Below are 18,582 nucleotides of genomic sequence, written 5' to 3'. Positions count from 1 at the left end.
ACGACCACTGGCCCCATCGGCCGAAGTTCGCCACGATGGGCGGATGGATGTCACCGAATGGCTGCTCGACTCCGACCCATCGATCCGCTGGCAGGTCATGCGCGACCTGCTCGACGCCCCGCCCGGCGAGGTCGCCGCTGAGCGCGCTCGCATCGCCACCGAGGGCTGGGGCGCGAAGCTGCTCGCCCTGCAGTCCGGCGACGGCTACTGGGGCGGCGATGAGTACGGCATCGACGGGGCGCGCACGAGCGTCACCTGGACGCTGCACCTGCTGCGGCGGCTGGGCATCGACCCGGATGCCCCGCAGACCCGGTCGGCGATCGCTCGGGTTCGCGACGGGGTGGTCTGGAGGGAGTGGGGCGATCTGCCCTACTTCCACGGCGAGGTCGAGGAGTGCGTCAACGGCGGGGTGCTGGCCCTGGCGGCCTACTTCGGCGAGCTCGGTGCGGGCAGCGACCGCATCATCCCCCGGCTGTTGCAGGAGCAGCTCGACGACGACGGCTGGAACTGCGAGCCGCGCGAGGAGTCGGACCGCTCCTCGTTCGACTCGACGCTCTGCGTGCTCGAGGGGCTGCTGGCCTACGAGCAGGCCGTGCCCGGCGCACCGCCCGAGATCGCGGCATCCCGTCGTCGCGGTGAGGAGTACCTGCTCGAGCGCGGTCTGTTCCGCCGTCGCTCGACGGGTGAGATCGTGTTGCCCCGCTATGCGAACCTCATCTTCCCGCCGTACTGGGTGTACGACGTGCTGCGCTCGCTCGACTACTTCCGCACCGCCCACGAGCGACCCGATCCGCGCATCGCCGACGCGATCGATCTCGTGGTCTCGCAGGGAGGCGGCGACGGCCGCTGGCCCGCCGGCTCGCCATGGCGCGGCGAGGTCCACTTCGCCGTCGACGCGCCCGAGGGCGAGCCGAGCCGATGGAACACCGTGCGCGCCCTGCGGGTGCTGCGCTGGTACGAGGGGCGGTAGCCCTCAGCCGAGACGCGCGTCGAGCCGGTCGCGGCGGAATTGGCCCGCGGCGACGAGCACCGCGACGAGCACGGCCATCACGGCGCAGGTGATGAGGCCGGCCGGCCCCGCGAGCCACGCCGGGGGCACCGGGGAGTCGGCGGCCACGAGCAGCGGGCCGAGCCCCGCCGCCGCATTGAAGGCGCCGTGCCCGAACACCGCCGGCCACACCGAGCCGGTGCGCAGCCGGGTCCAGCCGAGCAGCACGCCGAGCACCATGCACGCGAGGATCATGAGCAGCACGCCGGTGATGTCGGTGAGGCCGAAGTTGTAGCCGAGCAGAATGAGCGGCGAGTGCCAGAAGCCCCAGAACGCGCCCGAGATCAGCAGTGCCGGCCAGACGCCGAGCGGCCGGAGCGCGGGCAGCAGCCAGCCGCGCCAGCCGACCTCCTCACCGAAGGCGAACGGCGCATTGATGATCGCCCCGATCGGGATCATCACGAGCTGCATGACCACGAGCAGCACGATGGGCGGGGCGGGCGTGCCCGGCGGTAGCTGGGCGGCGACTTGCGCCTCGAAGCCCGAGAATCCGACGAGGTCGAACTCGGCAAGACCGAGCAGCCCGACGACGAGCAGCCCGGTGGCGATGAGCAGCGGCAGCGCGACGATGGCGGCGGCCGAGATGCCGAGCGTGCGGCCCACCGGTTTGAGGGGCCACATGCCGAGCTCGCGCAGGATGCCCCGGGCGCCGCGCTCGCCGCGCTGTCGCCGCTCCACGAGCAGCGCCGCGACCGTGGCGATCGCCGGCGTGAGCATCATCACGGTCGCGAGCACGAGGAGCAGCGGATCGGTCATGCCCAGGCCGCGCGCCCAGAGCGGCGCGGCGACGAGCCACGCCAGCCCGCACGAGACGACCGCGAACACGGCGACGGCGGCCCACGGCACGTGCCGGCGTTCCGCCGCCGCGTCAGGCACGGGCGCTTCGGGCATCGCCGCGGAATCGGGCGTCGTCGAGATGGTCGGGCCGGTCTGCTCGTCGCTCACGCGACCCACGCTATCGGCGCGCCACGACTCGCGAATCCGCCGCACGACGGAGATATGCCGTCGGCGATATGCGGATGCCGCGGCATCCGCTCACCCCTCGTGCGCGAGGCGGCGCAGCAGTGCTGCGAGCGTCGCCTGCTCCTCACGGGTGAGGCCGCGCAGCTCCTCGGCCTCGCGTTCGGCGAGCAGCCGCATGGCGTGGTCGACGCGAGTCGCCCCCTCGGCGGTGAGGCGCACGAGCACGCTGCGCCCGTCACGCGGGTTCGGGCGCCGCTCGACGAGACCGCGGCGCGTGAGGTTGTCGAGCCGGTTCGTCATCGCCGCGCTGCCGATCATGGTGGCCCCGATCAGTTGCGCCGGACTGAACTCGTGCGGCGGCTCCTCGCGGCGGAGCGCGGCGAGCACATCGAACTCCCACGCCGCGAGCCCGGCGCCGCTGAACGCGTCCGCCCGCAGCCGGCTCAGCCGATTCGCCACTCGCCGCAGGCGCGACATCACGTCGAGCGGTGTCAGGTCGACGTCGGGGAGGCGACGGGACCACGCGTCGATCAAGAGGTCGACCTCGTCATCGCGGTCGCCACGCTGGCTCGCACTGCGGGGCATACCGTCACGGTACCCGCACGTGCACCGCGCGCCCACTCCCGTGACGGACGAAGACAGCTGACCGCTCAGACGGCGATGACCGACGGAAACTGCGTCAGACTGGTAGTGAGCCGCCGAGTGGATCCGCCCGCCTCGGCACGCTGGGAGGAACAGTGACCCTCGACCGAACGACGACCATCGACGATCTGCTGCCGACGGACCTTCGGCGGGACTTCCCGTACCTCGATCAGCAGCTCAACGGGCATCCGCTCGCGTATCTCGACTCCGGGGCGACCGCGCAGCGCCCGCTCGTGGTGCTCGACACCGAACGCGCCTACCTCGAGCGGGCGAACGCCGCCGTGCATCGCGGCGCGTCGACGCTCGTCGGCACCTCGACGACGGCCTTCGAGGAGGCCCGCGAGACGGTGGCCCGCTTCGTCGGGGCCGGCTCCCGCGAGATCGTGTGGACCCTGAACGCGACGGACGCGATCAACATGGTCGCGCTCGGCATGGCGGATGCCGCGGCCGGCCTCGGCGGCGCCGAAGCGGAGATCTTCCGGCTCGCGCCGGGCGACGAGATCGTGGTGACCGAGGCCGAGCACCACGCCGACCTCATCCCATGGCAGCGGCTCGCCGCGAAGACCGGTGCGACGCTCCGCTGGATCCCCGTCGACGACGACGGCACGTGGTCGATCGACGACGCGGCATCCGTCATCGGAGACCGCACCCGGCTCGTCGCCTTCGCACACGTCTCGAACGTCACCGGGTATCTCGCCCCCGTCACCGACGTCGTCGAGCTCGCCCACCGCCACGGCGCCCTCGTGCTGCTCGACGCCTGCCAGTCGGTGCCGCACCGGCCGACCGACTTCGCCGAGCTCGGCGTCGACTTCGCCGCCTTCTCGGCGCACAAGATGCTCGGACCGACCGGCATCGGCGTGCTCTACGGCCGCGAGCACCTGCTCGACGCGCTGCCGCCCGCGCGCACCGGCGGCTCGACGATCACGACCGTGACGATGGAGTCGGCGTCGTTCCTGCCGTCTCCGCAGCGCTTCGAGGCCGGCACGCAACCGGTGTCGCAGGCCGTGGCCCTCGCCGAGGCCGTGCGGTATCTCGAGGCGCTCGGCATGCATAACGTGCACGCGCACGAGACCGCGCTCGCCGAGCTGCTCGTCGAGGAGACCTCCCGCATCGCCGGTGTACGGCTCGTCGGCCCGCCCCCCGGCAGTCCGCGTGCAGCCCTCGCGAGCGTCGACGTGCCCGGCGTGCACGCCCACGACGTCGGCCAGTTCCTCGACTCGCAGGGCATCGCGGTGCGGGTCGGCCACCACTGCGCGCAGCCGCTGCACCGGCGGCTCGGCCTGCGCGCCACGACGCGAGCGAGCGCCTACGTCTACACGACGGCCGACGAGGTTCGCCGCTTCGCCGCGGCGCTCGCCGAGGTGCGCGGCTTCTTCGGGGTCGACGCATGAGCGACCTGTCGGGCCTGTACCAGGAGCTCATCCTCGACCACTCGCGTCGCCGGCTCGGCGACGGCGAGCTCGCCGAGCCCCACGCGACGCACCACGAGCTGAACCCCACGTGCGGCGACGAGATCACCATGGGCATCCGCCTCGACGCATCCGGAACCGCCATCGAGGCGATCGGCTGGACCGGCGACGGATGCAGCATCTCGATGGCCTCGGCCTCGGCCCTCACCGAGCTCGCGGCCGGCGCCGACCTCGACCGGGTGCGGCAGCTCGTCGACGCGTTCCGCACGATGATGCGCTCGCAGGGCGCCGGCGAGGCCGATGAGGAGCTGCTCGGCGACGCGATCGCCTTCCACGGCGTCTCGAAGTACGTCATGCGGGTGAAGTGCGCGATGCTCGCGTGGGTCGCGCTCGAGGCCTGCGTCGCCGCGGCGCGCGCGGGCACCCGGGGCGAGCCGGATTCGCACCCCTCGACGACCCAGGAGTAGCGGGTGTAACCGGGCGACGATCGCTTGCGCGGCTCGCGAGAAACGCCCTAGGTTGAGGAGCACCAGCCGTCCTGAGGATTCCTCTGCGACTGCAGAGGAAGAGATACGACGGTGTCTTCGGCGCTCTACGCACTCGGCCGGTGGGCCTACAAGGCTCGTCGCCTCGTTCTCGCGCTCTGGTTGATCGTGCTCGCCGCGCTCTTCACGGGCGCGGCGCTGCTCGGCGTCGGCACCGACAACACGTACCGCATTCCCGGAACCGAATCGCAGGAGGCGCTCGACGCCCTCGCCCGCACCTTCCCCGAGGTGAGCGGCAGCTCGGTCCAGCTCGCTGATCGAGTACCCTGCGATCCGGTTCGAGCACACGTCCTTAATCGCGCAGAGGGCGGTCGGCGAACCAGGACACCGCCCGGCGCAGCACACTGGTCGCGGTGGCGGCGGTTTCGTCGTCGTGGATCTCGGCGTACGCGACCCGGGAGTGGTCATCGATCACGGTGTGCACAAACGCGTGCCGCATCAGCACACCACGGTACTTATTGCGGTCTTTGCCGGCAGTGGTGGCTATGTCAACTTGACTCTGGTCCACTTGACGGTCCGAATCAGGACCACCCTGGAAGAGGGATGGGTTGCCGCGGGTGCGTCGGAATCAGCACCGCCAGGAACGGCGGACGGCGATGCGCAATTCAATCAGCCGGAGTAGCGCATTATCACTGTGCGGCCTTGCGAGCGAAGTTCTACGCACCGTGAACTCAGACGGACGTCCCGACCTCCGGGCCGGACTCGCCTCGGCTGCGGCTCGCGTTAACCTGCCGGCTGAGCAGACATGGCGCACCACGACGTGGACCGCTGCGCACCTCGCGGGTGAACCCATCGACAAGATTCGCGCGGACGTCACAGTCCGCGGGTCGAGGGCCCTGGCCGCGCGTTGAGCGGTCATTTGCACCCCGATCCGGACCTTACGGACTGAAGTGCTTCGCTATGACTGCGTTGGCGTATTCGCCGGGCTCCAGGTACCTGGCAGGGTTCTGGGTCAACCTATTGATCTTGATCAGCCGAGAGCCGACCTGCATAGCCTTTCCAAGCTGCACCCACCGTGCCTAATGCAGTTGTCAGATGTCTGTAGTCCCATTGCCGGCACGACTGCGCCTTCGCGCCTACTCCCGCGGCCCGGGTCGCCCTTCGTTGTCGCCGGAATCGGCGCACTTCCACTTCCACAGCTGAATTGGCCTACCGACAAACTTCAGCCTCAAATAGAGAACCGGAGGAATCAGCAGCATGCATGAGAGACGAGCCCACCATTCCCACGGCATGAATAAGGTGATCACCATCCCGATGACCGTGTATAGCGCTACATCCGTGGAGAGGTAGAGGCAAATTCTTCGCCCTAATCGGCGGCTCATCGCAACCCAAAGTTCACTGGACGTCCCGAATGAGCACTGTAACGATCCCAAGCCGAATTTAGGCCAGCACCTACGGTATACACGCGGGCGGCTACCTTGGCAGTTCGAATGCGGTCAGACCAGATCGCTTCGTGTGAGCGCCTGAAGTTCGCCCTGGCCGCACTCTTCTCAGCCCTTGTGCTTCCAGGTAGGTTCTTGAGCTTGATCCCCTTATTGAAGGATTCACCAGCTGCCCTGACCGTACGGGTGACGACCCGCCCCACGCCGAAGGATGCAATGTCCACCACGCCGAGAGCAGCACCCGCCACGTCCCCAGTCGCCATCTTGTAGTAACTCCTCCCCGCGGTGATCCCAATAGAGATAACCAAGCACGCGGCGCACACCGGAGCAAAAAATCCCAGGACGAAGGCAGAGTCATCCAAGACCATTCCCCAATCTAGCTTGCCATCTTCGCCGCACCAGAACATGCACTCGCCGCTGAGATCCAATTGGTTGATGGGGTCTGCTGGATAGTCGTAGTTGTTGGTGACGCCGCCCTCGACGGGGTCGACTTCGAGGAACCGGCCCAGGGCGGGCACGTACTGGCGGGCGCCCATCTCGATCGTGTGGATCGAACCGGCGTGTTCGGCGAGTTTGCGATGCTGTCCAAGCCAACCCCAGTCAGCATCACCCTGCAACGTGTCCGGGCCCGCATCATCCGCGACCAGGGTCCCGATCCGACCCGTGACCGGGTCCACGGGCTGACCGAACGGGTCATACCGGAATACCCCGGCGCTCCGAACCCCCGCGGCATCCGCCATGATCAGGGGGTGTTGGCACCGAACTCGGTCGGCCTGTGTGTGATCACTGATTGGGGGCCGGGCCGCCCGATAGGAACCGAACCAAACCCAGGCGACTCTGTTAGGGCGTCCACCACGGCCGCAGCGGCAGCTCGCCCGTGCCGCCGCGTTCGTCGGGGCGCACGGCGAGCACCTGGTGCAACTGGATGCCGCCCGACTCGAACGCGAGCCGCGAGCCGGCCATGTAGAGCCCCCACACCTTCGCGGTCGGCAGCCCGACCTCGGCGACCGCCTCGTCCCAGTGCTCGACGAGGTTCGCGCACCAGTCGCGCAGCGTCAGCGCGTAGTGGGGGCGCAGGTTCTCCTCGTGCAGCACCTCGAGGCCGACATCCTGCGCCTCCGTGATGATGCGGCCCGATCCCGTGAGCTCCCCGTCGGGAAAGACGTAGCGGTCGATGAATCCGTGCGCCGCCGGTTCCGAGCGGTTGTCGGGGCGGGTGATGCAGTGGTTCAGCAGCAGCCCGCCGCTCCGCAGCCGCGACTGCAGGAAGCGGAAGTACGAGGCGTAGTTGCGCACCCCGATGTGCTCGAGCAGGCCGATCGACGAGACGGCGTCGAACCCGGTCTCCGCGATGTCGCGGTAGTCGCCGTACCGCACCTCGGCGAGGTCCGACAGCCCTTCGGCGGCGATCGCCTGCTGCGCCCACGCCGTCTGCTCGGCCGACAGGGTCACCCCTGTCGCGCGAACCCCGCGGCGGGCGGCGTAGCGCACCATTCCGCCCCAGCCGCACCCGACGTCGAGCAGCCGGTCGCCGGGCTCGAGCCGCAGTTTCTCGAACACCAGGCGGTACTTGTTCTCCTGCGCCTCGTCGAGGGATGCATCGGGCCGCGGGTAGCACGCGCAGGTGTAGGTCATCGACGGGCCGAGCACCCACTCGTAGAAGGTGTTCGAGACGTCGTAGTGGTGATGGATCGCCTCGGCGTCCCTCGACTTGCTGTGCCGGATGCCCTCGGCGACTCGGCGCCAGCGGGGCGGCACCTCCTGCGGGGGCGGCGCGATCGGGCGCAGGCGCTCGAGCCCGATCGACCGGATGACGTGGGCCATCGTGCGCGGCGGCGGCAGCTTGAAGACGAGCTCGTCGGCGAGGGCCTTCAGCAGTTCGTAGGGGTCGCCGGGGTGCACGCCGTGGATCTCGAGGTCCCCGGCGATGTAGGCGCGGGCGAGGCCGAGGTCGCCGCGTCCGGTGGCGAGGTAGGTCGTGCCGCGCGGAGTCTTCAGCTCGAGGCCGAGTGCGGCGTCTGGCGGCCCGGCCGAGCTCCCGTCGTAGGCGGTGAATCGCAGCGGCAGTCGCCCCCCGGCGAAGATCTCGAGGATCGCCGCGAGGCTGAGCTTGCCCGAGGCATCCGGTGTCGCGTCGTTCTCGGGCGTCTCGGGCGTCTCCGCCGCCTGTCGCGCTGAACCCTTGATCGAGGTCATCGTCGTTGCACCGCCTTCGCATAGAGGTCGAGGAGTCGTGAATCGGGGTCGTAGGCCTGCTTCACGGCACGATAGGTGCCGCCGCCGTAGAGTTCGTCGAACTCCTCACGGGAGTAGAAGGCATCGGAGTACAGCGACTTGTGCCCGTCGAGCTCGCTGACCTCGCGCTCGATGCGGCGGTTCGTCTCGCCCTCGGTCGCTCCGACCGGCACGGTCGACCAGAAGCCGACGTTGACATAGCTGCGGCGCGGCTCGATCGGGTAGAGCGGCCAGGCGTCGTCGCCCCGCAGGCGCAGCGGGCAGAGCCAGATCGGCTCGATCGGCACGTTGGCGAGAAACCACTCGAGAAACTCCGTACACCGCTCGATCGGCACCTCGACGTCTTGGATGACGCGCTCGCGCGGCGGCCTGCCCTTGAGCCGCTCGATGCGGTCGCCGAAGTCGAAGCGCCGCTCGAGGCGCATCAGCCTCGCGTAGGAACGACTGCGCCTGAAGCGCCGCGGCCAGAGCCGTCGAACGAGCGGATGCTGCGCGCCGAACGCCTGCGAGCACCAGAACCAGTCGGCGTCCCACCGCCACAGGTAGTCGTGTGCGGTGAGGCGATCGTGCGTCACGCCGTCGTCGTGCTGGATGGACCGGTAGTAGATCTGCTGGCCGGTGTAATCACTGACGGGGCCGGATGCCTCGGTCTGCCTGCCGACGCACAGGTAGCTCTCGTCGGCGCTGAACACCACGCCGTCGAGGGAGTCGACGGCGACGCCGTCGAACCGGCCGGTGTTGACGATGCGCTCCATCGCGGCGACGAGTTCGGCGAGCGAATGGAACCGCACGTGGGTGAGCGCGACGTACGGCGCGACCGGCTCCAGCTCGATGCGCAGCCGCACCGCGTAGCCGAGCGTGCCGTAGGAGTTCGGGAAGGCGCGGAAGAGCTCGGGGTGCTCGGTCGGCGATGCGGTGACCACCTCGCCGGCACCGGTGAGGATGTCCAGCTCGAGCACCGACTCGTGCGGCAGGCCGTTGCGGAACGAGGTCGACTCGATGCCGAGGCCCGTGACGGCGCCGCCGAGGGTGATGGTCTTCAGCTGCGGCACCACGAGGGGCGCGAGCCCGTGCGGCAGGGTCGCGGCGACGAGCTGCTCGTACGTGCACATGCCGGCGACGTCGGCGGTGCGCGCGGCGGCATCGACCGCGATGACGTGGCTCAGTCCCGAGGTGTCGAGGCCCGGGGCATCCGTCGTCGCCCTCGACCTGAAGAGGTTCGAGGTGCGCTTGGCGAGTCGCACCGGAGCGCCGGGCGGAACGGCCCGGTAGCTCTCGAGAAGGCGCTCCACGCCGGCGGCGTGAGCGGTCCGTGCGTCGGTCGCGGGAGCGGACACGTCTCCACGCTAGTCCGACGAGGGCTCGGCCGCACCGCCGCGGCCTCGATGCCCGTCGGGCGTGCGGTGCTCACTCTGGGACGGGGCGGGCTCCGAGCGCTCGAGCCGGGAGACCCGGGCCCGTGCGTTGCGCTCGCTCGGCGAGACTCCGCCCAGCACACGACGGGCGGCGGCGAGCAGCGCGCGGGTGAGCGTGATCGCGGGCCACCACGGCCGCCGCAGGCCGAGCAGCTCGCGGTAGCGAGGCTCGAGGGATGCCACGGCCCCGCCGAAGAGGATCGGGTACAGCCGGCCCGTGAGCCCCGGCAGGCCCGGCCGCCGAAGGAAGTGCACGGTCTCGGCGACCCGCTCGTCGCGCTTGGCGTCGGCGAGGAACGCCGTCATCTCGGCGCGCAGCGCGTCGACCGTCGTCGGCGGTTCCGGCACGCCCATCAGGCGCCCGGCCTCTGCCCATTCGCGAACGTAGGCGTCGGGTCCGCCGGGGATCGGCCCGCCCCAGATCTCGTGCGCGCCGAGGAACGCCTCGGTGAACGCATCGTGCACCCAGCGCAGCAGGTCTTCGTCGTTGGCCGCGTACTCGCGCTCGACCCCGTCGGCGTCGACATAGCTGCCGGTCACGTGCTCATGCAGTCGTGACACGAACGCGGAGGCGCGGGCGGCGCTGCGCCGGTCGCCGAAGGTCGTCACGGCGACCCACCGCACCGTGCCGTCGAGGCGCGCGAGCGGATCCTCGCGATACCGCGACCAGTCGTGCACGCCCGCCATCGCACCCGGATGCAGCGTCTGCAGCAGCAGTGCCCGAATGCCGGCGACCAGGGTGGGCAACGCGCCGTTGACCGCCCACACCGCACTGCCCGGCCCGAAGAACCCGGCATCGTCTCCCTCGGCGAGCGCGGCGGTCCACGCCGGAGGCTCCGGTCGCCGCCGTCGCAGAGGATGCCAGCGCGCCGCGCCGACCGATGATCCGGCCGTGCGTCGGCTCTGATCGCCCATACTCGACGGTAGACCCGGCGGGCGGCCGGGCGCCTGCGGATCTGCTGCGAACGCGCGCGTGACCCGTGACGGTGGCTGCTGGCAGACTCGTGCCATGACCACGAGGATCGGCACGCCGGGCGGCACTCCCGAGCGGCCCGCACTCTTCTTCTCGGGGCCCGAGGAGTTCCGCGCCTGGCTTGCGGCCAACCACGCCACCGAGACCGAGTTGTGGATGGGCCTCTTCAAGATGCACGTGCCCGACCGCGGGCTCACGTGGGAACAGGCGGTGCCCGAAGCCCTGTGCTTCGGGTGGATCGACTCCGTGTCGCAGCGCATCGACGACGACGCGAGGCGCCAACGGTGGACCCCCCGCAAGCCATCGAGCAACTGGTCGAGCGTCAACATCGCCCTCGTCGAGAAGCTCACCGCCGAGGGGCGCATGCACGAGGCCGGCATCGCCGCATTCGAACGCCGGCGCGAAGAGCGATCGGGCGTCTACTCCCACGAGAACCCCGAGCAGGAGCTGCCGGCCGAGTCCGCGGCACGACTGGCGGCGAACCCCGCTGCCGCCGCGTTCTGGCAGGCCGCCACGCCGACCTACCGTCGCCAGGTCGTGCACTGGGTGCTCTCCGCGAAGCAGGAGGCCACCCGCGAACGGCGGCTGGCTCAGCTCATCGACGACAGCGCGGCGGGCCGGCTGGTGTCGTTCCAGCGCTATGGCGAGGTGCCGAAATGGGCGGAGCGGGCCGCCGAGGCCGCGCGAGCCGCGGCATCCGCTTCACCGACCGAGACGTCGACCGACTGACGGGTCGTTCAGCCCCGCTCGCCGAAGAAGCCGAGCGCCCCCTCGCGGAACACCCGGGAGCCGGGAGCGTTGAAGTGGTGCCGCCCCGGCAGCTCGAGAAAGGTGCCGTTCGGCGTGGCACCCGCCAGCAGCTTCGATTGCGCGAGGATCGCGTCTTCGCTGCCCGTGGCGAAGAGCACGGGCTGGCGCGGCGGGTGCGCCACGTCGGGGTCGGCGTCGCCCAGCCGCATGCCCTCGGCGAGCGCGACGAGCGCACCCAGGTCGTTGCCGGCGACCCGCTCGGCGAGCGTCACGTAGTTCAGGGTCACCCGGTCTTCGACCGGGGTGCCGTGATCCGCGTAGGCGCGGGCCTGCTCGATCTGCAGTCGCGCGAGCGGGCGCCCGTCGGGGATGCCGCCGAGCACGGCGCGGTCGACCCGGTCGGGCAGCTGCACGGCGACCTGCCAGCCCACCCGCGCGCCGAGCGAGTACCCGGCGTAGAAGACGGTGTCGAGCAGGTAGGTGTCGAGCACGGAGGCGATGTCGCCGACGAAGGCGTCCATGCGGTAGGCGGATGCCTCCTGCGGCTTGTCGCTCGCGCCGTGACCGCGCTGGTCGACGCCGAGCACGCGGTACCCCGCGCGTGTGAGGTCGCGCACCCACCCCGTGTTGACCCAGTTGTCGCGGCAGCTCGAGGCGAAGCCGTGCACGCACAGCACCGTCGGGGCGTCTTCGTCGCCCCAAAGGTAGGTGGCGATGCGGATTCCGTCGGCCGACATCACGTACTGCGGCGTCGGCATCTCGGTCAGGGCGGGGAGCGCGGCATCCATGTCAGCTATTCTCGCGGGCTCGTGGATGCCGCGCCGTGCGGCGCGCTCGACGAGCGCGGCGCGTCTTGCCTCGGCCGGAGGCAAGCGCCGAGTCCAGCAGCCGCGGACTCAGGACTGCGGCGCTGATCCCTGCTGTCCGATGCTCAGCCACCCGGTGCCGGAGTCGCCGCTGCGCGCCGGCCCGGCTCCGCCCTTCATGGCCTGCAATTGCCGCTCGATCTCGGCCTGCGCCGAGATCGCGGCGAGCTGCCGCTCGATGTCGGCGTCGGGTGCCGCCGTGAGGTCTGTCAGGGCACCGCTGGCGAGCAGCTCGTCGGTCGCGGCGGCGCGTGCCTGCATCTGCTGGACGCGATCACGTGCACGATCGAGGCTGGAGCCGACATCCTGGATGGAGGAGCTGATGCCCGACACGGCCTCGTTGGCCCGCACCTGAGCCTCGGAAGCCGTGTACGTCGCCTTGATCGTCTCCTTCTCGATGCGGAACGCGGCGACCTGGTCGGTGAGGCGACGCTCGCGTTCCTGCAGCTGCGCCGTCTGACGGTCGAGAGCGGTGTACTGCTGCTGGAGCTGCGCGACCTGGCCCTCGAGCATCGCGCGGCGCTCCAGCGCGGCGCGGGCCAGATCCTCCCGGCCCTGAGCGAGCGCTTCGGCCGCCTGCGAACCCAGGCGCTGATAGCGCCGGCCCATCTCTTCACCTTGCAGCTCGATGCGCTTCTTCGCGGTCGCGACCTCCGCCACCGCCAGGCGCACCTGCTGCAACAGTTTCACCTGCTGGTCGTAGCTGTCGTCGAGCGTCTCCCTCGGGTCCTCGATGCGGTCGAGCGTCTTCGACGTCTTGCTCCGGAAGATCGTTCGCATCCGCGACGCGTTGCTGTTGCTCATGGTCGGTTCCCCTCATCTCGAACGGTCGACGCGGCGGGTGGCCGCGTCGTCGGCGCGAAGCGACCATCGCGTCGGTTGAGTGCCTGGAGCTCTTCGATGCCCGCCTGCAGCGCGGCCACTTCTCGGTCGACATCAGAGCCGAGCGCCGACAGCGCGTCGTCGGTCGTGCCAGAGAGACCGGATGCCACGGCGGCACGAACTCGTCTCACGAGCCCTTCGACCTGTTCGACGCGGTGCCGGGCGGCGGGAAGTTCGTCGGCGAGCACGGCGGAGTCCGTCTCGGACTCCATCAATCGCAGCTGCAGGTCGAGCACCAAGCTCTCCTCGTCGATGCGCCGGAACAGTCGCGGCAACTCGCCGCGCGATCCGCTGTTGCCGGTGCCCGCGGTGAGTTGCACGGCCGCGCGCCCGCTGTGCAGCGCCTCATCGAGTCGCACGCGCATCGCCAGCACCGTGCGCTGCGGCCCGCGGCTGAGGCGCGCTCGGGTGCGCAGGACCGTGCCGCCCACGGCGGGGCTGCGGCGCACGCGCCGCACGAGCGCCCGCAGCACGAGCACGAACACGACCATGACGCCGATCGAGAGCAGCACGATCGCACCGAGAAGGATCAACACCAGTTCGATGCCGGTCACGAGCACCACCACCTGCCCTCTTCGACGACTTCGTCAACAACGCGATATAACGCGTGTCGCCACGATACCCCGGAAACGTCGGAACCGTGAGTGCCCGAGTCGGATTCGCAGGCGGAGTGCAGCTCGGCGATGGGATGCCCCCACACCGCGGTGAACTACGGTGCCTCGAAGCGATCGTCTGGGTGGCGACACGATTGCGCTCCCCCGCAGGTCACCGCACTACTGGTTTCTTCGGAGCATCCGCTGTCGGCGCAGAACCAGGGTCAGCAGCAGACCTGTTCCCACCAGGCAGCCGGCCGCGATCAGTTGAGCCGACGTGTCGAGCCCGGCGGGCGGCAGCGCTGCGGTGGCCGGAGAGCCGGATGCAGCGCCCGCGATCGTGATCGAATAGCTCTCCGTCGCGTCGGGTGAGGTGCCGTTGCTCGCCGTGATGTCGAAGGTGTAGGTGCCCGGCGTCGTCGGTTGGCCCGAGATCACGCCGGTGACGGAATCCAGCGTCAGCCCGGGCGGCAGCGAGCCGCTCGTGACCGTGTACGTCGGCGAAGGTGTACCCGATGCCGTCACGGTGTGCGTGTAGTCCGTGCCGGTGTCACCCGCGGGCGGAGGCGGCGACGTGATCTCGGGGCTCGTGGTGACCGTGCCCGGCGTCTCGTCGCAGCCGGTCGGCGCCGTGATCGTGTTCGTGTCGAGGGTGACGGCACCGGTGCGGGCCAAGAGCCTGCCCGTGACCGTCGCGGCGGTGTTCGCCGTGATCGACTCGTTGGCCATCACCGTTCCGACGAACTGGGCACCGCTGTTGATCGTCGCGGAGCTGCTGACCTGCCAGAAGACGTTGCAGACACTGGCGCCGCCCGACACGGTCACGATCGCACCCGAGCCGATGGTCAACGTGGAAGCGGCTTGGAATACCCAGACCGATTCCGCGGTGCCCGCGAGATTCAGCGCTCCGGTGACCGAGAGCTCGCCGCCCGCGTAGACACCGGGCGTCAGGGACATCCCCGTCAGGTCGCCGAGACCCGTCGCCATCGGGGTGAGACTGGCGGCCGTGTTGTACGCGGTCGTCAGATCGACTTGCGCCTGTGCGGCGACGGCATCGGTGGCGTGCACCGTGCCGTTGACGATCCCGGGTCCGAACCCCGTGATCGACGTGCCGGGGCTGAGACCGAGGTCTCCATTGATGACGGATGGGCCGGTGTTGGTGACGGTCGATGCCCCGAGCACTCCGAATGGGGCGGCGGTGCCCAGTCCGATGGGGCCGTCGATGCTGGTCGCCGCGTTCGCGGCGTTTCCGGGCATGAGAGCAATCGCCGCGATTGCGGCGATTGCGAGGGAGATCAGGCGGGCACGAGCGTTTCCTTGAACCAAGGTGGATGCCTTCCGATAGGGAGGGGCGAATCCGTCAACCTCGGTCAACAGCGTCTACTCCTACTCGCAGGCCTAGCACGGTCTCGGGCTGCCGTCGAGGGCAGAAGGCCGCACGGCACTCATTGCCGAGACGCCGTCGACCCTCGATCTCCGGCCCGAATCATTCGATCCGGGTGATGCGCAGCCGGCATCCTGGCAATAGCTTCACCTCAGGCGGGCGTGATCGACACGTCCTCGTCGAACGGAGCGAACGTGAGCATCTGGGACTTCCTCGTCTGGTCTTTCTGGTTCTATATCGCGATCTCGTGCATCTGGATCTTCATCACCGTCATCTTCGACGTCTTCCGGGACCCGACGCTCAATGGATGGGCCAAGGCCCTCTGGGTGCTCTTCCTCGTCTTCGTGCCCTTCCTCGCCGCATTGATATACCTCATCGCGAGGGGATCGAGCATGGCGCAACGATCTGCGGCCGCCTCCAACCGAGCCAGCTCGGAGCGGGACGAGTACATCCGCTCGGTCGCCAGCGCCCCGTCGAGCGCATCCGAGATCGAGTCGGCCAAGCGCCTGCTCGATTCGGGGGCGATCACGCCGGCCGAGTACGAACAGCTGAAAGCGAAGGCGCTCCAAACGACGGCGTAAGACCGGCTGCGATGAACCAGTGCGGTGACGCGCGGAGCGTCACACGCTCGCGCCGGCGAGCCGCATCGTCGCCCCCGCCCTCGCCGAGAACGCCGTGGCGCCGGCAGTGATCGTGCGCCGCATGACCTCGACCGCCGCGTTCGGTGCGACGTCGGCAGGGCGGGCGACACTGATCGTGCGCTCGAGCGTCGGCTCGGCGAGTCGCACCGACCGCAGTCCGGGGCGATCGATGAGCACCATCGCCGGCACGATCGCGACCCCGAGCCCGCGTTCCACGAACCGCAGCACCGCGTCCATCTCGGCCCCCTCGAGCACCACCTCGGGCGTGAGGTCAGCCGCACGGAAGGCGGCATCGGTGGCGCTGCGCAGGTCGTAGCTCGAGCTGAAGACGATCTGCGGCAGCCCCGCGACATCCTCGAGCCCGATGGTGTCGCGGGTGGTGACCGGCGGGGCGCCGGCCGACGAGATCACCACGAGCTCCTCGACGAGCAGCGGCGTCACCGTGAACCGCTCAGCCGACGAGCCGTCCGAGGTCGTGATCAATGCCAGGTCGAGCTCACCGCTCCCGAGTTCGTCGAGCAGTCGGCGCGACCCCTGTTCCGAGAGGTGCAATTCGATGGCGGGATGCTCCGCGTGGAACGCGCTGAGCACTTCGGCGACGAGGCTGATGCACAGCGTGGGGGTGGCGCCGAGCCGCACCCGGCCGCGCTCGAGGCCGGCGAGCTCGGCGAGCTCTCGCCTGACCGATTCGGCGTCGGCGAGCATGCGCCGCGCGAGCGGCAGCAACGACTCCCCCGCGACTGTCAGCGTGCTGCCACCGCGGGCGCGGTGGAACAGCTCGGCGCCGAGATCGTGCTCGAGGGCGGCGATCTGGCGGCTCAGCGAGGGCTGGGCGAGGTAGAGCTCTTCGGCGGCGCGGGTGAAGTTGCCGAACCGGGCCACCTCAACGAAGCTGCGCAGTTGCTCGAGGTTCACATCGATAGCGTACGCGCATCATCATCACGTTATATATGCATTGGAGTAATCAGAGCGCCGAACCTACCGTTGAATGCATGACCACCACAGGCAGCACCCCTTCAGAGCGCCAGATCTCCACGACCGTGCTCGTGATCGGCACCGGCGGATCGGGCCTGCGCGCCGCCATCGAGCTCGCCGAGGCGGGCGTCGACGTGCTCGCCCTGGGCAAGCGACCCAAATCCGACGCCCACACCTCGCTCGCGGCCGGCGGCATCAACGCCGCCCTCGCCACGATGGATGCCGACGACAGCTGGCAGCAGCACGCCGCCGACACGCTGAAAGAGAGCTACCTGCTCGCGAACCCGCACACGGTCGAGATCGTCACCTCGGGCGCGGCCCGCGGCATCGAAGACCTCGAGCGGTACGGCATGCCCTTCGCCCGCGAAGACGACGGCCGCATCTCGCAGCGCTTCTTCGGCGCCCACACCTACCGCCGCACGGCGTTCGCGGGCGACTACACCGGGCTCGAGATCCAGCGCACGCTCATCAACCGGGCCGCACAGCTCGACGTGCCGATCCTCGACACGGTCTACGTCACGCGCATCCTCGTCAACGACGACGGCGCGGTGTTCGGCGCCTACGGCTTCGACCTCGAAGACGGCACGCGCTACCTCATCCACGCCGACGCCGTCATCCTCGCCGCCGGCGGCCACAACCGCATCTGGCGGCGCACCTCGTCGCGGCGCGACGAGAACACGGGCGACTCGTTCCGCCTCGCCGTCGAGGCGGGCGGGCGCCTCCGCGACCCCGAGCTCGTGCAGTTCCACCCCTCGGGCATCATCGAGCCCGAGAGCGCGGCCGGCACCCTCATCAGCGAGGCGGCCCGCGGCGAAGGCGGCATCCTCACCAACGGCCTCGGCGAGCGCTTCATGGCCAAGTACGACCCCGAGCGCATGGAGCTCTCGACTCGCGACCGCGTGGCCCTCGCCTGCTACACCGAGATCAAGGAGGGGCGCGGCACCCCCAACGGCGGTGTCTGGCTGGATGTCTCGCACCTGCCCCGCGAGACGATCATGACGCGCCTGCCCCGCGTCTACCAGACCATGCTCGAGCTGCAGATGCTCGACATCACCAAGGAGCCGATCGAGATCGCGCCCACCGCGCACTACTCGATGGGCGGGGTGTGGGTGCGCCCCGACGACCACGGCACGGATGTCCCGGGCCTCTACGCCATCGGCGAGGCATCCAGTGGTCTTCATGGTGCCAATCGGCTGGGCGGCAACTCGCTCATCGAACTGCTCGTGTTCGGACGCATCGTGGGGCAGGCCGCTGCCTCCTACTCTGCGTCGCTCGCCGCGCAGCAGCGGTCGGCGGCCGCGGTGCAGACCGCGCGAGACGAGATCGCCTCGCTGCTGGCATCGGATGGCTCGGAGAACGTGCGCGCCCTGCAGCGCGCCATCCGCAACACCATGACCGAGCACGCGGGCGTGGTGCGCGACGAGGCCGGCCTGCTCGCCGGCCTCGCCGAGCTCGACGCGATCGAGGCCCGCATGGCCGACATCGGCGTGCACCCCGACATCGCCGGCTACCAAGACCTGGCGCACGCCTTCGACCTCAAGTCGGCCGCGCTCGCCGCCCGCGCCACCCTGTCGGCTGCATTGGAGCGTCGCGAGACCCGCGGATGCCACAACCGCAGCGACTACCCCGAGACGGATGCCTCGCTGCAGGTGAACCTCGTCTGGTCGCCGACGACCGGGGTGACGCGTGAAGCGATCCCACCGATCCCGGAGGAGATCGCGGCGCTCATGCGCGAGGTCTCGACGGCGGGCAAGCTCGTCGAGTAGGGCTCGAGTTCTTCAACCAATGACGGGCCGGACGCCTCGATGCATCCGGCCCTTCCTAGACTCTGTGAGCGGGCCCTATTTCGGCGCCACCGCCACATCTCTGCACGAAAGGC

The 18,582-nt window shown here is 69.8% G+C and carries 17 protein-coding genes and 1 pseudogene; 6 read left to right on the top strand and 12 right to left on the bottom strand.

The window, feature by feature from the left end; genetic code table 11:
* Positions 1–43: 43 nt before the first annotated feature.
* Positions 44–970, top strand: coding sequence for a prenyltransferase/squalene oxidase repeat-containing protein (locus tag DCE93_RS02565; RefSeq protein WP_108594497.1), 927 nt, complete (start codon positions 44–46; stop codon positions 968–970).
* A 3-nt stretch (positions 971–973) separates the two neighbouring features.
* On the opposite strand, the gene DCE93_RS02560 is transcribed toward DCE93_RS02565, so the two are convergent.
* Positions 974–1,993 (bottom strand): CPBP family intramembrane glutamic endopeptidase, encoded by a 1,020-nt coding sequence (locus DCE93_RS02560; protein WP_244284225.1) that lies wholly within the window; start codon positions 1,991–1,993, stop codon positions 974–976.
* Positions 1,994–2,083: 90 nt separating this feature from the next.
* Positions 2,084–2,596 carry a MarR family winged helix-turn-helix transcriptional regulator gene (locus DCE93_RS02555; protein ID WP_108594496.1) on the bottom strand — a complete coding sequence of 171 codons (513 nt, stop codon included), beginning with the start codon at positions 2,594–2,596 and terminating at the stop codon, positions 2,084–2,086.
* Between the two features lie 152 nt (positions 2,597–2,748).
* Between DCE93_RS02555 and DCE93_RS02550 the strand changes: the two genes are divergently transcribed.
* Positions 2,749–4,044, top strand: coding sequence for a SufS family cysteine desulfurase (locus DCE93_RS02550; protein ID WP_244284224.1), 1,296 nt, complete (start codon positions 2,749–2,751; stop codon positions 4,042–4,044).
* Complete coding sequence (sufU, locus tag DCE93_RS02545; RefSeq protein ID WP_108594495.1) at positions 4,041–4,529, top strand: Fe-S cluster assembly sulfur transfer protein SufU; 489 nt, start codon at positions 4,041–4,043, stop codon at positions 4,527–4,529. The genes DCE93_RS02550 and sufU overlap by 4 nt, the downstream gene beginning before the upstream one ends.
* 385 nt (positions 4,530–4,914) lie before the next feature.
* Here sufU and DCE93_RS02540 read toward each other — a convergent pair.
* The 5 genes and pseudogenes from DCE93_RS02540 to DCE93_RS02520 form a co-directional block, all read right to left on the bottom strand.
* Positions 4,915–5,091: pseudogene (locus tag DCE93_RS02540) on the bottom strand (IS481 family transposase); the annotation flags it as partial.
* Between the two features lie 834 nt (positions 5,092–5,925).
* Complete coding sequence (locus tag DCE93_RS02535; protein WP_205647460.1) at positions 5,926–6,666, bottom strand: RHS repeat-associated core domain-containing protein; 741 nt, start codon at positions 6,664–6,666, stop codon at positions 5,926–5,928.
* 163 nt (positions 6,667–6,829) lie between these two features.
* A complete protein-coding gene (locus DCE93_RS02530; protein WP_108594493.1) occupies positions 6,830–8,185 on the bottom strand; it encodes a class I SAM-dependent methyltransferase in 1,356 nt (451 codons plus the stop codon).
* Positions 8,182–9,561: an FAD-binding oxidoreductase gene (locus DCE93_RS02525; RefSeq protein WP_108594492.1), complete on the bottom strand. Its 1,380-nt coding sequence runs from the start codon at positions 9,559–9,561 to the stop codon at positions 8,182–8,184. The genes DCE93_RS02530 and DCE93_RS02525 overlap by 4 nt, the downstream gene beginning before the upstream one ends.
* Positions 9,562–9,570: 9 nt before the next feature.
* Positions 9,571–10,554: an oxygenase MpaB family protein gene (locus tag DCE93_RS02520; RefSeq protein ID WP_108594491.1), complete on the bottom strand. Its 984-nt coding sequence runs from the start codon at positions 10,552–10,554 to the stop codon at positions 9,571–9,573.
* A 94-nt stretch (positions 10,555–10,648) separates the two neighbouring features.
* Here DCE93_RS02520 and DCE93_RS02515 point away from each other — a divergent pair, with 94 nt between their 5' ends.
* Positions 10,649–11,341 (top strand): YdeI/OmpD-associated family protein, encoded by a 693-nt coding sequence (locus tag DCE93_RS02515; protein ID WP_108594490.1) that lies wholly within the window; start codon positions 10,649–10,651, stop codon positions 11,339–11,341.
* Positions 11,342–11,349: 8 nt separating this feature from the next.
* Here the strand turns inward: DCE93_RS02515 and DCE93_RS02510 are convergent, their stop codons facing one another.
* The 4 genes from DCE93_RS02510 to DCE93_RS02495 all read right to left on the bottom strand — a co-directional run bounded on the left by DCE93_RS02510 (position 11,350) and on the right by DCE93_RS02495 (position 14,960).
* Positions 11,350–12,150 carry an alpha/beta fold hydrolase gene (locus DCE93_RS02510; RefSeq protein WP_108594489.1) on the bottom strand — a complete coding sequence of 267 codons (801 nt, stop codon included), beginning with the start codon at positions 12,148–12,150 and terminating at the stop codon, positions 11,350–11,352.
* A 108-nt stretch (positions 12,151–12,258) separates the two neighbouring features.
* Positions 12,259–13,032: a PspA/IM30 family protein gene (locus DCE93_RS02505; protein WP_108594488.1), complete on the bottom strand. Its 774-nt coding sequence runs from the start codon at positions 13,030–13,032 to the stop codon at positions 12,259–12,261.
* Positions 13,029–13,673 (bottom strand): hypothetical protein, encoded by a 645-nt coding sequence (locus DCE93_RS02500; protein WP_108594487.1) that lies wholly within the window; start codon positions 13,671–13,673, stop codon positions 13,029–13,031. The genes DCE93_RS02505 and DCE93_RS02500 overlap by 4 nt, the downstream gene beginning before the upstream one ends.
* Positions 13,674–13,883: 210 nt before the next feature.
* On the bottom strand, positions 13,884–14,960 hold the full coding sequence (locus tag DCE93_RS02495) for an ice-binding family protein (RefSeq protein WP_108594486.1): 1,077 nt from the start codon (positions 14,958–14,960) through the stop codon (positions 13,884–13,886).
* Positions 14,961–15,281: 321 nt separating this feature from the next.
* Between DCE93_RS02495 and DCE93_RS02490 the strand changes: the two genes are divergently transcribed.
* Positions 15,282–15,668, top strand: a complete 387-nt coding sequence (locus DCE93_RS02490) for an SHOCT domain-containing protein (protein WP_108596546.1) — start codon at positions 15,282–15,284, stop codon at positions 15,666–15,668.
* Between the two features lie 39 nt (positions 15,669–15,707).
* Here DCE93_RS02490 and DCE93_RS02485 read toward each other — a convergent pair whose 3' ends face one another.
* Positions 15,708–16,643: a LysR family transcriptional regulator gene (locus tag DCE93_RS02485; protein ID WP_108594485.1), complete on the bottom strand. Its 936-nt coding sequence runs from the start codon at positions 16,641–16,643 to the stop codon at positions 15,708–15,710.
* 77 nt (positions 16,644–16,720) lie between these two features.
* Between DCE93_RS02485 and DCE93_RS02480 the strand changes: the two genes are divergently transcribed.
* Positions 16,721–18,469, top strand: a complete 1,749-nt coding sequence (locus tag DCE93_RS02480; protein WP_108594484.1) for an L-aspartate oxidase — start codon at positions 16,721–16,723, stop codon at positions 18,467–18,469.
* Positions 18,470–18,582: the final 113 nt, after the last annotated feature.

This window comes from Agromyces badenianii, from assembly GCF_003070885.1.
GTDB classification, from domain to species: Bacteria; Actinomycetota; Actinomycetes; order Actinomycetales; family Microbacteriaceae; genus Agromyces; species Agromyces badenianii.
Note: the sequence above shows the minus strand (reverse complement) of the source record. Positions and strands in the feature narration are given on the sequence as shown.